Consider the following 16,634-nt stretch of genomic DNA (forward strand, 5'->3'; position numbering starts at 1 on the left):
TAGAGGTAAGAGATAAGAATTATTGACTTCCCACTATCGGCCAGTTAAAAGTGGAATTAAGGCTGATCTTTTGTCCGGTGGTGGAAGAGGCCCTGGCTGCTTCCATGATGTCAAGTACGTGAAGGGCATGTTCAGGATTGATAAGAGGCTCCATATTATTCAGCAAGGCATCTGCAACTACTGTTGCTCCTTCCTGCCACCTGTAGTTGCCCGGATCGGGAAGATGCCTTTTGGTAGCGGGTTCATCATGCGTGGCCATGTCAACCCCCGCGGGTGCCCAATCATATCCAACTAATGAAATATTCCCCTTTGTTCCCCAGATGCTGATGGAAGGTTTCTCCTGACCCTTTCCACCATGACCATAAGGATCGAAATAATTGAACCCGCATTGTATATGCGACAATGTACCGCCTGCATGCTCCATTATGATCATGGCATTGTCCTCGGCTTCCACTTTAATTAGTCCCTTGTTATCAACCTTGCGCTCGGGAGTAATGATGTTTGTCATTGCTATTAATGACTTTGCGGGGCCAAGAAGACCTGTTAGTGTCGCAATGTTATAAACCCCGAGATCGGGCAAACTTCCACCCCCTTTCTCATAAAAGAAGGCAGACCATCCCGGACCTTCATGGCCATAATGTGCATGTGCGCTCGATACTTTCCCAAGCTTACCATCCTGGATGGCTTTGGACATAAATGCAAACTGCGGACTATTAACTACTGCCGGAGCACCCCAGAACTTCAGTTTTTTTTGTATTGCAAGGTCTAGTAATTCGCGACCCTCTTTGTAGGTATTAGCCATCGGTTTTTCACTCCACACATTTTTTCCTTTGGTGAGAGCGATCTTATTGAGCCGGCCATGTTCCTGCATATCAGTGAGGTTCACCAGGAGATCAAAAGGAGCGCCAGCCAATTGCTTATCAATATGATCATAGTGATTAGCAATCTTATATTCTGCTGCGCGATTGATGGCTCTCTGGTAAATGATATCACAAACACTTACTACCTCTACTTGTGGCGAGGCAGTAAGATGGGGAAGGTACTGGGTGGAAACAGAACCGCAACCGATGATAGCCACCTTAATTTTCTTTGATTCTGAAATAGCCAATGCTTCTAATGACGATACCATGGCACCGATTCCGGCAAGCGTGGCGTTGACTATAAAGTGCTGGCGGGTCATGATAGTACTGTTTAAGAATTTATAATTTGATTATTTCAAATGCGGACTCTCGAATCCCAGTTTCTTCAATCCTTTCTGAATTTCAGGTGCGCTCATAAAAAGGTTCCAGAGTAATCCCGAACGATAGTTTTCAATCATCACAATAATGGGTCCCTGGTCAATGGCCAGGTGGCTCTTCGCATACCAGTTTTGTGTTTCATTGAAAGCATCCACAAAGCCATATTCACTCCATATCTTATCGCCAAGATTATAATAGAAATGCCGGAGTGCCTGCATGGAATATTCGGGCGTATAAGGAAAGGCAGATAGGGCTGCAGTTGGGGTAATAGTACCATTATCATTGGTGGGTGAATGGGCATCATAACCTGAATAGGTATCACTTGCCGTTAGACCCCAATTACTTGCAGAATAGCCTTTGAAGTTTTTTGGATTGCGAATGCTGTGTTCGCGATTAATGAGGGTATGATTCCGGTTCTGCTCCCAGTAATCAGCATAGCGGTCTTTAAGTCCGCGGGGGTCAAGGCCAACAAATGAATAATGGGAGAAAAACAAGGGGCCGCCATAATCGAAACCCAGCGGCAGTTTAATACCATAGAATTCTTTCCCGTTATTGAAGAAACTGCTCTGTGCCCATCCACGGTGATAAACATCGGGAGATACCGGATACCGTTCACCAGAAGCCGCAAGTACATACATGATAAGGCATTCATTGAATCCACGCACCGGAAAATTCATAGCCCATCCGTTATTAGGACTCCAGTGCCAGTACAAAACTTCCTGACCTTCCCTGGTGAACCAATCCCATTCCACATCATTCCATATCCAGCCGATCCTGTTACGCAGTTCTCTTTCTGTTTTATCATCGCCATTGAAATATTGTCTGGCAGTAAGCAAGCCCTGTAAGAGATAGGAAGTTTCCACCAGGTCGGCACCATCATCTTTTCTACTGAAGGGGATAGTCTTACCTGTTGCACCATCCAGCCAATGTGGGAATACTCCATGATAGGCATCTGCCTTATGCAGGAAATTCACCATCTTCAGCAGGAACCTTGCAGCAGTATCACGGGATATCCATTTTCTTTCGGTTGCAACGATCACTGCCATTATACCGAATCCGGTACCGCCTGTGGTCACTACTTCAGGACCATAATTATAGGCTACATTGCTTCGTTCTCTGGAGAGGCCCGATACTGGGTGTGCAAAATCCCAGAAATAACGAAAGGTTTGTTTTTGTACAAGGTCAAGAAGTGCAGAATCAGTAAGCACTCCCTGTTCTATGGGAGCTTTAACAGGGGCTTTGGGAGTCTTCTTTTTTTGTGCGCTAAGATCAGCTGACTGAAACAGGCATACCGTAATTATCAGTAATGCTGGTGTAATGAAAAATTTTCTTGACGTCGTTCTGAATGCTATGGCGGGCAAAAGTTGACGAATCTTCATATCAATGTTTTAAGGTTATAGATAAGGTGCCGAGAAACCCAGTGTTTTCATACCCTGCTGCACTTCTGGCGCACTGGTGAAGAGCTCCCAGAGCAGTCCGGAGCGATAATTTTCTATCATGATGATAATAGGTGCCTGGTCAATCGCTATAAATGAATTGGCGAACCACTGGTCCTTTAAAGAGAAAGCATCTACAAAACCATACTCCTTCCATAGTTTATCGCCCAGCACATAATAATAAAACTTTAGCGCGTCCATAGATTCCTGTGGTGTATAGGGAAAGGATGCCAGAGCGGCCGTAGGCGCAATAACTCCAATATCGTTGGTGGGTGAGCTGGCGGTATATCCACCTTCAATATCGCTTGCTGTCAGTCCCCATACCTTGCTGCTATAACCGTAATGGTTTTTTGGATTTGCTATACAGTATTTATAATTAATCTGGGTATGGCTTGTGTTCTGCGTTTTGTAATTGGTATGAATATCGCTGAGTCCATTTGGATTGATTCCAAGAAATGAATAATGTGAGAAGAATAGTGGTCCGCCATATGCCGGACCTAATGGTAGTGTGATGTCATAATACTTGTTTCCATTCAGGAAGCCATTTGCACCCAGCCCTTTCCATCCCTGATCATAAACTGATTTCGGAATGCCGTGAGTAGTTGAAGAAGCCCCGAGTACATAGGTAATCAAACATTCATTCCAGCCACGTACAGGATGGTTCATTTCCCATCCGTAGTTTTCACTCCAATGCCAGTATAAAACCTGCTCATCATTTTTCCGGAACCAGTTCCATTCAACCCTATTACAAATGGTATTGATATCATTGCGCAAAGCAGTTTCAGCAGCTTCGGCGCGGTCAAAATATTGCCTCGCGGTGATCAATCCCATAACGAGGAATGATGTTTCAACCAGGTCGGCGCCGTTATCTTTCTGGCTGAAAGGTTCTGCCTGCCCTGTTGCCCCGTTAAGCCAATGAGGATAGGCTCCATGAAAAGTCTTTGCCTTGTCCTTGAGAAATGCCACCATTGTCTGGAGCCTGGAAAGCGCTTGGGCGCGGGTAATAAAATTGCGATCGGTAGCGGTAACGATTGCCATAATTCCAAAACCAGAGCCCCCTGATGTTACGATATCACCAGATGTATTACGCTCCCTCGCAAGTGCACTTACCGGATGACCGAAATCCCAGAAATATTTAAATGTCTGTCTTTGAACCAGGGTAAGAAGCTCTTCATCAGAGAGGAGGGAAAACTTATTGGAGGAATCAATTTTGGTAACGAAGGACCTCGACAGAACAGTATTTAAACTTGCGCCACCCGCAGATTTCAATGCACTGGTTACTTGCAAAGTATGCCTTGACAGGTATTTAAGATCGGCACCCGGTGTTATCAGCAATACAGAATCGCCGTTCTGAAGGCTGGTGGAAACCGAAGTAGCACCCGAAGGATCAGTGAGTTTAACGGCGGCAGCAACGCTAGAACTGAGGAGGGGTTCACTGAAATGCACCCTGATACCCGGACGTGTTGGCACATCATAGATAAGATCATTCAGGTTGGCATTGTTAAGCTGAATACTCTTAACCGTTAAAGGTTTTTGTGGTGGTACGGGATCGGGCTTTTCTTCCGATTTGCCGCAACTCCAGAAACCAATGGCCATCATAGTGGCGATCGTAAAATAATGGCAGGCTTTGGTCATCGTCAATCGTTTTAAGCGGTCACCTGATCAGATAGGTATTGATCGAATGTGGAAGGGCAACCGTTTCAGCAGCCTTACCATCCACCCAGAGAAAAAATGGTGTATTAATATCACCCTGGTTCATTACCACTACAACCATCGAGCCATCTTCATTGAGGAAGGAGGTGGTAAGTAACTGAGACCTGCTAGCACTACTGATGATCCTTTTAGCACCTGGACGGATAAACTTTGAGAAGTGCCCGATATAATAGTAAGCATTAGTATAGATCAGCTCTCCTTTTTTTGTATCGCCATGCATGGGAGCGAAACAAAAGTTCTGGACATGATTGGGACCGCCGGTTTCATCGAGGAGAATATTCCAGTCGGTCCAGCCCACAGCACCCGCATTGAAATCTTTTATCATATTCTTACCATAACGTTCAGCCCATTTCCATTCATAATATCTCGAGGCTTCAAACTTTTCCTGGCAACCCTCGGTAAATAAGATATTCTCATCGGGAAATGCTTCATGCACCAGGGCAACGTTATCGAACATATTATCACCACCACTCCAGTTCTCATACCAATGGAAGCCAATGCCCCAGGCATATTTTGCAACTTCAGGATCATTAAAATAGGTTTGTGCGCGTTGGTAGATAAGGTCGCGGTTATGATCCCACATGATTATCTTTTTGTCCTGGAATCCTGCTTTATGCATGGTTGGGCCCAGATTATTTTTTAGGAAGTCACGTTCCTCTTCAGCACTATAGATACAACTCTCCCAGCGCTGGGTAGCCATCGGTTCATTCTGGATGGAGATCCCCCAAATTGGCATTCCTTCTGCTTCATAGGCATTTATAAATTTCACATACATATTGGCCCATGCATCATAAAATTCGGGAAGGAGTTTTCCTCCCTGGAGCATATTCTTATTGTCTTTCATGAATGCGGGAGGGCTCCATGGACTTGCATAGAGCGGGATCTTTCCGCCTGCAGCCGTGATAGCCCTCTTAATCATGGGAATTTTAAATTGTTTATCATGCTCAATGGAGAAGGTCTTGAGTTCTTTGTCACCTTCCTGAACATAAGAATAACTGCCACTGCTGAAATCACAACTCTGGATATTGGTACGGATAAGCGAATAGCCAATGCCACTATCCTTACTGAAATAAGCACGAAGTAGTTCTTCCTGTTTTGCTGCGGGAAGTTTTGCAAGGGTTTCTGCGGATGCATCTGTGATAGCACCACCTATTCCCATGAACGACTGATAAGTACGTTTGGGATCGATGAAAATGCAGACCTGTGTTTCCTTGGGCTGTCCCATTTCAGAAAAGCTCAGGGTATCGGTAAGGGTTAACCGATGGTTTGTTTTCTCTGCTGTTGTATATGCCAGTACTGTTTTACCCGCAGCGTTAAAAGCAGGTGCAGCTGCCAAGGAATCAGCAGGAGCGTCAACCAGATTTTTTTCTTCGGCCTGTTGGCATGAAGCCGCCAGTACAAGTAAGGATGCCAGTAATGAATTGAATTTCATACAGCTTTTTTTAAGGGGTTACCATATAAAGGTTGCTGCAGATCCTGCAGACAAAGAACTGAGTGCGCGTTTGCCTTTGTATCGGATATTGAAACCGGCGGCTGAATTGCCATCATTTACTATCAGCATCACTTTTTTGCCATCGGGCCTTTTAAATACAACGTTGGTGAGTCCGGCAACCTGTGTACTGCTTATTCTTACAGATCCGGCAGGAACAAAACGCGAAGCATGGGCCACAATATAGTAGCTCACATTTCTTTGGATGCTTGTTCCGCTGATGGTAAGCGCGCCTTTACATTCAGTACAGCCACCCTGGGTATGTGGACCGAAGGTAGCATCGTTTGCGAGGTTCCATTCCAATGCCACCCTGCTCCAGTTAAGCATTGATCCTATGATAACATTCTTCATATGCCATTTGAGATCGCCCCCAAATTCACCCTTTGAAGATGTCCATTGTTCTGTGAAATAAAGCGCTTTATCGGGATGTGCTGTATGCACTTTTGAGAGGGCATTGATATCACCGGCATAAAGATGAAATGCGGATCCATGTACGTATTGTTTTGCCGCGGGGTCATTGAGAATGGCGATCGGATAATCGGGGTTATCACAGTTATGATCCCAAACGATGATCTTGGTTGTTATACCGGCTGCCTGGAAGGCGGGGCCCAGATGATTCTTTATGAAATCAGCCTGTTGCTCTGCGCTCATCACCATGCTGGGATTATTACCACCATGCTGAGGTTCATTCTGGATAGTGATGGCATCTACATTGATGCCATTTGCTTTCATTGCCTCGATATACTTCACGAAATATTTGGCGTAGGAGCCATAATACTGGGGGAGAAGACTTCCACCAATTGATTTGCCATTGTCTTTCATCCATACCGGCGGACTCCAAGGAGAGCCCATTATTTTGATAGAAGGATTGATAGCGAGTATTTCTTTCAGCACTGGAACCAGGTCGATAGTATCCTGGCTAAGATTGAATTTTGTGAGATCCGGATCTGTTTGTCCGGCGGGAAGATCGTTATAACTGAACACTGTTTCACTAAGATCGGATGCGCCAATGCTGACCCTTAAATAACTGATGCCAATGGCATTTCCGGTGGTACCGAACAGTTCCTGCAAAAGGCTTGCCCTGTTCGTAGCATTCAGTCCGCGGATTAGACTTGCACTTCCTCCTGTAAGAGTATAACCGAACCCTTCCACCGGTTGATATGAAATACTGGAATCAACGTCGATATTAGGATAGTTGTTGGTTGTATCAACAAAAGAAATAGTAAGGTCCTGTTTTTGTAACAAGGCAGTCTGGTCAGGTTTAGTGAGCCACATATCCACATCATTGGGCCTTGGAGGAAGAGGTTGAACAACTGTTCCACCCATTCCCTTATCAGAACAATTTGTTCCCCAGATCAGCAATAGTAGAAGGAGGGCCCGGGGAAGTTTTGTTTTTCTGTACATAACAATAGTATTTCGCTTTATTGAATATTATTACTGAAAAAAAGAAGTGAATCATTATTTCTTGCCAGCACTATCATTTCCCTGCCACCTGCTGTTCTTATACGACGAGCGTCACGCACTTCACCCTGAACAGCAGGGAGCATGCCATTAAAATGGTAAGTGCCACCACCCTTATCATAGGTAAGAAATGATGGCTGCAACCCGTCATATCTTCCTTCATAAGGAACGGTACCATAAAAGTTTCCTGTAACCATGAAACCATTCAGCGGTTCACCTAACGGAAGGAAAGAAAATACCGGTGATAATTGAAATTGTTCGGGCAACTCAGTGATTTTGAAGCCACCTTTCCCATCGTTGATAAATACAGATGTTCCCAGCTTTTCTGCTTTCAATTCTTTATAATTATTGAACAGATCGTAGAACATATATTGTACAGTTTCTCCAGCTACGTCACTGTAATTCAGATATGCTTTTTTTAGCACCGGCAAGGCTCTCTCTAGCTCATCTTTTGCCAGGAAAGTGTATTCCTTTCCATCAATGGTATAGGTCATGATCTGTTCTATGGAGCCATTGTTGTCAAAATCTTTTACATAGAGTTTCAGGGGTGATTGTTTGCCTGCATAGAGCTTACTGTTATGGCCCCAGTTTCCGGCGAGTATATCCACATGTCCGTCACCGTTAATATCAGTGGGCAGCAACGATTGCCATAGTCCGGTGGAAGCAGGAATATCCTTCGCGGAAAATTTACCTGAACTATTCATGAAGATTTTGAGCGGCATCCACTCACCTGTAACGATCAGGTCATCCCAGCCATCTTTATTAATATCAATAAAGTTGGAAGCGGTGACCATACCCAGCGAATCAAGCGAGATCACATCATTGGCTGCAAGTGAAAATTTCCCCTGGCCATCATTTACCAATAGATAAGATGGTTGTGCGATCCCATACATCCTTGCATCTGCCAGTCCGCCTACGAAAAGATCCTGGTCCCCATCCTTATCAAAGTCGGAGCTGCTTACAGTTGATTTGTTACGCGTTATTGAAGGGATGGAACCCGCAGCTAATTTGAAATGTCCTTTTCCATCATTCAAATAAAGGCGGTCTTCCAATTCGGGACTTCCGTTATTAAATTCATTACCGCCGCTTACCACATATAGGTCGGCAAACTTATCATTATTGGCGTCAAAGAATATAGCTGCTGTTTCTTCACTTGACTTAGCAGGTGAAAATATCGCTGTATCCATACTAAGAAAGCTTCCGGATGCTTGCTGAAGAAGCAGTTGACCCGATTGCCCGGAAGCACCGCAAACATAGATATCATCCAGTCCGTCAAGGTTGATATCGCCCACTGCAAGCCGTGGGCCCATTGCTGAGAGCTGGTGTGGAATCAGGTATTGTTTATTCTGGTCGAAGAAATTATTCTCTTTATGCTTCCAGTTTACATTCACCTGTTTGCTTATGTCATTCAGCAGCGGTTGAATCGGAGGAAAAAATAAATTGTATTCGAATGTTCCTCCTGCATGTCGGTATTCCATCTGGAGATCACCTTTAGGAGGAATGTTTTTTACCATTTGATATTTCTGGTCGGGCCAAACTACGAGCATACTGTCAATAGTATGAATGCTGTCGGTTCCAAAATGCATTACTGGTTCACAGGATGATTGGAAGCCACGGGAGAGATGAAGTTGCTGGTATTGCATCTTTCCCCCGGTGAAAAGCCAAACTTTTGTTCCTATACCAAATCGATTCTGGTCTGGTCCTTTAAAATGTAGTTCTGCAGTGTATTTTGGGGGAGCATTATTCTTCAATACAAGGGCACGCGAATTAAGGCTATTGATGACCATATCCAGATTGCCATCATTATTGAGATCTGCGTAGGATGCGCCATTGAAATATCCTTTGATATCAGAAGTCCCCCATTCTTCACTAACATCATCAAATTTCAATGAGCCGCTGCCTTTATAAAAGTATGGGTGCGAAGCGCCGTCGGGCATTTTATCAATGGCTTCTTTGTCATATTTCTTCGTATCCTTAAGGTCCATTTTTGCAACCAGGTCTGATACAAATCGAATATAGTCGAGGTCAACAGGGCGCTTTACGATTCCACTGGAAATGAAGAGGTCCTTATTGCCATCATTATCGAAGTCTGCAAAAAGTGGTGCCCAGCTCCAATCAGTGGCACTTACTCCGCTCAATAATGCGGTCTCCGTGAAACTTGTACCCATACCATTGTTCACTTGAAGTGCATTTCTTGAATACTGATATTGGTAGCCGTGGTAGGTCAGTTTGAATTTATAGGTATCCGGATTTTCATCACTGCCATAGGTCTTGAGCACTTTTTCATCAGGGGGTAACATATCAACGGTTACCAGGTCAGGTTGTCCGTCATTATTGAAATCATTGATATCATTGCCCATGCTAAAGCGGCTATAATGGCGAAAGGCTTTATCACCACTTTCTGTAAAAGTGCCGTTACCATTATTCAGGTAGTAATAATCGTTTTCGTGGAAATCGTTGCCTACATAGATATCATCCCATCCATCGTGGTTCATGTCAGCTATGGCTATACCGAGTCCATAACCAAGTGCACTTTGAAAGATACCCGCTTCAGCAGAGACGTCTGTGAACCGACCGGCTGCTGAAAGATCGTTGCGATACAATTTATCACCGGAGAGAGGATTGTATTTTCTCCTGGCTGCTGTATCAACAATATTTGAGTTTGGTTTTTGGGAGTGGTTAAGCAGGTAACAATCAAGGTCGCCATCACGGTCATAATCAAAGAAGGCTGCCTGGGTACCCATACCCGAAAAGTTGAGTCCATACTTTTCGGCAGTTTCCGTAAATGTTCCATCCTGGTTATTGAGGTAGAGTTCATTGTTGCCGGTAAGACCATGGTGCTGGCTGCTTACTGTAACATAGATATCAAGGAAACCATCGGCATTAATATCGACCATGGTTACACCTGATGCCCAATCGGCCTTTCCGGCTACTCCTGCAGCGGCTGTTATGTCTTCGAATTTGAAATCGCCTTTGTTGAGATAAAGCTTGTTGTTGCTTTTGGAATTCGCCGTAAAGTAAATGTCAGGGAGGCCGTCATTATTAATATCACCTGTAGCAACTCCGCCACCATTATAGTAGTAGAGATAATATAAGATGTTCAGGTTTTCATTTTCCTGGAGTTTGTTTTCAAAAGAAATATTGGTATGCGAAACCGGGAGGTTTTCGAACAGGGTATCCTTCCGTTGGTTGTTGCAGGAAACGGAAAACAGTGAGATAGATATTAAAAGGATTACGGCCGATCTTAAAAATAACATACGGTTGTTTTGAGCCCTGGCAGGAAAATAAAGGGCTGAAAGAAGACTTTCAGCCCTTTTGTATAAAATGTTCCGTGTGTGAAATAACTTTTCCTTCTTTACAGTTTACCTGCAAACAATGCGTTGATTTCAGTTGCGGATAATGCTTTGTTATACAGCCTGAACTGATCCAATGCACCGGTATAGCTCTTGATCCAATCGTCAGTTGGTCCGGCAAGTTTTGCATGCCTGTTCCAACCTGCAAGTACAAGGTTCTTAATAGTTGTTAAGTCAACGGCTCCTCTTGGATTACCATCTTTCTTAACATCGGTTGCACTGGCTGGTGCATCTTCTACTATCGCCCCATCAAAATAATAGGCCATTTTGGAAGTGGTTTCATCATATACAAAAGCTATATGGTGCCAGTTGCCATCCATCAAAGGCTTAGCAAATTTTTTGGAGTCAGGGAATTCAAGCCATTGGTCCATTACCCCCAATTTGAGCGTAGTAGCAGTTGCATCACCATGCTCCAATAGGAGAAATATTGCGGAGTGGTGCCAGCCATATTTATCATCCACCAATGAAAAAACAAATTCAGTTCTTCCTTTATCTGTATTCTTCATCCAGAATGCAATGGTGAAACTGGTAGCTGCACCAAAATCATTCACGTTCATGTATTTGATGGCATTACCGGCATCAGTGCCCTGTACAGCCTTGCCATTGATACCTTCAGTAAGACTGAAAGGATGTACCTGTGCGGGATCGCCAGAGATACTATCTTTTACTTCATATCTTTTCTGCGGGTCATCACCAAATGGAACAAAGAACCTTAGTTCCCCTGCTGGCAGAGGTGGTTTAGATTCATCGGTAGGATATTCACCCAGAACTGGGCGTTCTGTTTTCTGGCACCCGATCATCAGCATCACCAGTATGGGTGATAACAGGTATAATTTAATTATTGATTTCATGTTCACTCCTTTTATAGGTTTAAGAAAATTACCACTCCGGATTCTGTGTCAGTTTTGGATTGGCATTCAATGCAGGTGTAGGAATAGGGAAATAGCGGTGCTTGTTCTGGTAACCGAGTTCGCTCAATTCTTCCACTGCATCACCCCATCTTACCAGGTCAAAGAACCTTTCATATTCCATGGCGAATTCAGCCCTTCTTTCCTTCTTGATTATATCCCTAAGTTCAGCCTGGTCTGTAGTAGTAACCGGGTCTAATCCGGCTCTTTGTCTAACTCTGTTTAGCCATGGTAATGCCTCTGCACTTCTTCCGTCTTCATTAGCTGCTTCAGCTGCCAACAATAGAACGTCGGCATAACGGATCACACGATGGTTGATCCAGGTGTTCTGTGCTTCATTGTTAGGGGTACCCAAACCGGCATCCAGATATCTTTCGAAATTGTTGTAAACCTTTTTATTCCAGTAAAGTGCATTGGTTAAGTTAGGGAGTGTAAGTCCATATCCACCCGTACTCGGTCCACCATCTGATTGGTTGGAATAAAGAATTGTTGCAGCCTTGCGCTTATCACCATCATCATAGGAATCTACGAGATCTTGTGTAGGCGTATTCCAACCCCAGCCAAGGTCCCATGTTCCCGAACCTCTAACACCTTGTGACTGTCCGAGACGGCTCCAATATATATTACCATCGCCCGCCTGCTTGGATGCCTGGATCTCGAATACAGATTCTGGCCCAAGTTCACCCTCTTCTTTGAAAACCCTCCAGTAATCATCGAGTAACCCATATCCAGCAGCGCTCTCAGAATTAATTACCTGTGTAAGAAGACCAAGCGCCTCACCCCATCTTTCTTTATACATCAGAGCTTTAGCCCGGAGCGATTTCGCAGCTCCTGAGGTTAGCCTTCCCGCATATTTCTCCTCCCATACGAGAGGAAGATGCATTTCGGCAAAAGCAAGGTCTTCATCAATGAACTGCCATACTGCATCAGCATTGGATTTCTCCACTTCACCATCAGTTGGTTTAGTGATGATAAAATCAATAATGGGAACATCTCCGAAAGTACGTACCAGGTCAAAATAGGTGTAGGCGCGGAAAAACCTCGCTTCGGCCCTGTTAACCATAGATCTTTCATCGGTAAAATTTCCTGATTCGGCCGTATACAGTACACTATTGCACTGCCCGATCATAACATAGTGCTTATCCCAGTACAGGCCAGCACCCCAGTCATCTTTGGTGTACTGAAATCTGTCATAGGTCTGGTTCCAGGCAGATGCACCCGGATCGGCCACTACTTCACCGTCATCAGAACGGAATCCGTTCATCGCTATCCAGGGAATGTTCTGAAATCCATCTCCAATGAAAGGATCATTGGCGGAATTCCTGATGGCGCCATAAAGACCTTTTGCCTGGCCATCCAGGGCACCCGGAATATCTTCGATGGTTGCCTGCAGAGGCTTCCTGTCCAGGAATTTTTCACATCCTGTTACTGCAGAGATCACGACTATCAGCACCAGCGGTACTATATGTTTACTCTTTATCATGGTTGCTTCCTTTTTTGTGAAAATTGTAATTAAAAATTCGCATTCAAACCAACACTAACTATCCTTGGAAGCGCACTTCCTGCACCTCCGAAGTCAACACCCCAGAAAGTTGCATCGCCTGAAAATTCAGGTGAATATCCAAGGTTGTTCTTCCATGTTTTCAGGTTCTGAACACTACCGTAAATCCGCAGGTTCTTTATAATATTTGAATTCTTAAACTGGCTGAAATTATATCCCAGTGTTACATTCCTTATCCTGAAATAACTTCCGTCTTCCACTCCATATGTTGATGGTGCCCTGTTTATCAGGTGCGCAGCATTTACAATAGGAATGAAGTTGGATGAACCAGGAGCTGTCCAACCTTCGAGGTAATTCTTTGGGTAGTTGTAAACTGAGTTTTTCTGCTCCGATGTGCCCCAAACCCTGTAGATTTCATTACCATATACACCAGCAACATCTACACCAAGATCGAAGTTCTTATACTTCAGGTTGGCATTTGCACCATAAGTGAAATCAGGAGTTGGATTACCAATATTAGTACGGTCTTCATCAGTGATAACACCATCCCCATTCAGGTCGGCATATTTCAAATCGCCCGGACGTGCATTTCCACCATTAATGGTATTATCAGGAGAAAGAAGGATGTCCCTATAAGACTGGTAAACACCTTCCACCACCAAACCATAGAAATAACCCATTGGGTAGCCTGCTTCCACCTGGCTGGCAGTTTGTTCACTGCTGGATAATGTTCTGAATTTAGTCTCCATTTCCAAAACCTTGTTCTTATAAGTGGTTAGGTTTCCGGAAAGGGAAAGGGTCATATCATTGCTGAGTTTCTGATTCCATCCTGCAATGAATTCAAAACCTTTATTCTCAATGGTACCACCATTGGTAAGGGTTGGAAGGATACCCGGATAACGTAGTGATACAAGCAGATCCTCTGTTTTCTTATAATAGTAATTGGCTTCAAAATGAAAGCGCCTGTCAAGGAAGTCAGCTTCAATTCCAACTTCTGATGACATTACTGTTTCCCACTGCAGATTTGGATCAACCAGGAAATCCTCTGTCCATACCGGCTCCAATGTTGTTCCGAATACTGCTGAAGATCCTGTGGAAGTAGTTGGGTAAGCAGGATAAGCTCTGTCTGAGTTAAAATTTCCCAATTCACCAATCGATCCTTTCAGCTTGAGGTAATCAAAGAAATCCTGTCCATCCATAAAGTTCTCACGGGTAACTTCCCATGCAGCACCCACTGCCCAGAAATTCTGGAATTTCTTCTTGTAGTCACGATTGATCTGGCTGGATCCATCTCTCCTGAAACTTGCATTGAGATAATACTTGTTCTGGAAATTGTAAAGAACACGTGCCAGTCCTGATACAGTTGAATATTCATTCTGGCTCGACCTTGAAGTAGCTCTTCCGATATTTCCAAATCCTGTTTGAATATACCAGAAACGCTCATCATTGGGGATGGGCGTACCACCTGTTTCCTGGCTGATATTTCCGGTGATGGACTGAAACTTATTATAAAAAGTAGTGAAACCTGCAGTTGCCGTGATCGAATGATCGCCAAAACGTTTCTTATAGGTACCAATATAATCCTGCTGGAATGACTTGGTATTATCCTGATACTGAGCAACAGCTGTAAGGTTATTTTTTGCGATCACCTGCTCTCCTTCTGGTCTTGTGGGATCGTATACATCATATAAGGGTGTATATACACGCTCATCGCGGTTACTGATATTTGCATACCAGGTGCTGCGGAAGTTCAGGTCTTTGGTGATATTGATATCTACAAATGCACTTCCCACATAGCGGAAACGGGTATCACTTCTCTTATCGTACTCATTCTCCAGAACGGCAAGGGGATTAGCTTCTGAATTCTGGATGATAGGTGTATTAGAGTACAGGTTATAGGTTGATGAATCATCCGGGAAATAAGGATTCCGTGTATTGAACTGTCTTGTTTTTGAATCAATGATAGGAAGCGCCCTTCTTGCATTTTCAAGCGCACCACTATTGTATGGCAGGTTTTCTTTTGCACCAATGAAATTGAAACCAACCTTAAAGATCTTGTTGATCTTATATTCATCATTGATGTTGATGTTTATCCTGTCATATTTAACATGTTTCACGAGACCTTCATCATATGTATAACCAACGCCCATGTGGAAACGGTTTTTCTCTGAACTTCCATCTACACTTATATTATTGGTAGTGAATTTGGCATTTCGCGTTACGGCATCTATCCAATCGGTATTACCCGTATAAGCCGACAGTCCTGGTCCGCCAATATTATCAATAAAGCTCAGGTAAGAATTATCATTGCTATTATCCTGAACGCGGTTATTGGCCTCGAAGGTTGCCAGCTGGCGATATTCATCGCCATTTGCGAGTTCTATCTTATCAACAAGTGTTTTAACACCGTAAACAGAACTAAAGTTTACATTAACCTGCCCGGCCTTAGCTCTTTTGGTTGTAACCAGGATAGCACCCGCTGCACCCCTGATACCAAATACTGCGAGAGAAGAAGGATCTTTTAATACTTCGATGCTTTCGATTTCATTTGGACTAACAAAGTCCATGTTATCACTGAAGATACCATCGATGATATAAACAGGGCGAACGGTACCGATACTGATGGTACCCCTGATCCTTACATCGGGAGTTGAACCCGGAATGGCATTGTTCACGATTGATAGTCCGGCTACCTTAGCCTGCATGGAAGCCAGCGGGTTGGTGTTAGGCTGGGAAGCCAGTTCATCACCTTTTACTTTGGCAACGGATCCGGTAAGATCGCGCTTCTGGGCTGTACCATAACCGATCACCACTACTTCATCCTGCAGTTTTGTAGAAGGCTGGAGAACAACATTGATGATTGTTTTATCACCCACAACTATTTCCTGGTCGTCAAAACCGATGGAAGAGATTACCAGTGTGGCGTTCTCGGGAACAGTGATAGCGAAATTTCCGTCATTATCGGCGGAGGTGCCGGCGGTACTTCCCTTTATTTTTACGGAGGCGAGTGGAACGGGCGCTCCGTTAACATCGGTGATACGACCTGTAACACGTGTCTGCTGAAAATTCATTCCCCGGTACTTAAGAACAACGAGATAATTGTCGAGGATCTCATAACCAAGGGGTGTATTATTCAGCAATTTATCGAGAACTGAAACTACCTCTTCATTCTCGGCGCTGATGGCAACACGGGCATCCTCATTAAGAAGTGCCTGGTTATACAGGAACCTGTAGCTGGATTTTTTTTCAATTACAGAGAGTGCTTTTTTGAGATTAACACCTTCCAGTTTCAGGCTGATCCTGGTTTGAGAATATCCACCTGCAGACACCTGCAGGGCGCAAAAAAGCATAAAGAGTGCGGTTAGCTTCATAATTCTGGCAAACTTTAGCAAAAAGGGAGCTAATAGACAGGCATCCCCATCAGCGAATTTTTTCATATTTTGAGCAATTAGGGTTAACTAAATGGTTCATCAACTTTCTCAAGGGTTGAGTATGTCCTTGTTTTCCCGGCGGGGAATGTTGGCGCATTTCCCGC

The 16,634-nt window shown here is 44.1% G+C and carries 9 protein-coding genes; all 9 read right to left on the reverse strand.

Annotation, left to right across the window (positions count from 1 at the left end; genetic code table 11):
* Nucleotides 1-19 precede the first annotated feature (19 nt).
* A complete protein-coding gene (locus tag V6M43_RS06415; RefSeq protein ID WP_332733450.1) occupies nt 20-1,180 on the reverse strand; it encodes a Gfo/Idh/MocA family protein in 1,161 nt (386 codons plus the stop codon).
* A 30-nt stretch (nt 1,181-1,210) separates the two neighbouring features.
* Nucleotides 1,211-2,617 carry a glucoamylase family protein gene (locus V6M43_RS06420; protein ID WP_332733452.1) on the reverse strand — a complete coding sequence of 469 codons (1,407 nt, stop codon included), beginning with the start codon at nt 2,615-2,617 and terminating at the stop codon, nt 1,211-1,213.
* Between the two features lie 15 nt (nt 2,618-2,632).
* Nucleotides 2,633-4,309: a glucoamylase family protein gene (locus V6M43_RS06425; protein WP_332733454.1), complete on the reverse strand. Its 1,677-nt coding sequence runs from the start codon at nt 4,307-4,309 to the stop codon at nt 2,633-2,635.
* Nucleotides 4,310-4,328: 19 nt separating this feature from the next.
* Nucleotides 4,329-5,819: a glycoside hydrolase family 30 protein gene (locus V6M43_RS06430; RefSeq protein WP_332733456.1), complete on the reverse strand. Its 1,491-nt coding sequence runs from the start codon at nt 5,817-5,819 to the stop codon at nt 4,329-4,331.
* A gap of 18 nt (nt 5,820-5,837) precedes the next feature.
* Nucleotides 5,838-7,280: a glycoside hydrolase family 30 protein gene (locus V6M43_RS06435; RefSeq protein WP_332733458.1), complete on the reverse strand. Its 1,443-nt coding sequence runs from the start codon at nt 7,278-7,280 to the stop codon at nt 5,838-5,840.
* A 17-nt stretch (nt 7,281-7,297) separates the two neighbouring features.
* Nucleotides 7,298-10,594 carry a VCBS repeat-containing protein gene (locus V6M43_RS06440; protein ID WP_332733460.1) on the reverse strand — a complete coding sequence of 1,099 codons (3,297 nt, stop codon included), beginning with the start codon at nt 10,592-10,594 and terminating at the stop codon, nt 7,298-7,300.
* Nucleotides 10,595-10,692: 98 nt separating this feature from the next.
* Complete coding sequence (locus V6M43_RS06445; RefSeq protein WP_332733462.1) at nt 10,693-11,541, reverse strand: LamG domain-containing protein; 849 nt, start codon at nt 11,539-11,541, stop codon at nt 10,693-10,695.
* Nucleotides 11,542-11,569: 28 nt separating this feature from the next.
* Nucleotides 11,570-13,081, reverse strand: a complete 1,512-nt coding sequence (locus tag V6M43_RS06450; protein ID WP_332733464.1) for a RagB/SusD family nutrient uptake outer membrane protein — start codon at nt 13,079-13,081, stop codon at nt 11,570-11,572.
* 29 nt (nt 13,082-13,110) lie between these two features.
* Nucleotides 13,111-16,536 (reverse strand): TonB-dependent receptor, encoded by a 3,426-nt coding sequence (locus V6M43_RS06455; RefSeq protein ID WP_332733466.1) that lies wholly within the window; start codon nt 16,534-16,536, stop codon nt 13,111-13,113.
* Nucleotides 16,537-16,634 lie beyond the last annotated feature (98 nt).

The sequence above is a fragment of the Flavihumibacter sp. genome, assembly GCF_036676075.1.
GTDB lineage: Bacteria > Bacteroidota > Bacteroidia > Chitinophagales > Chitinophagaceae > Flavihumibacter.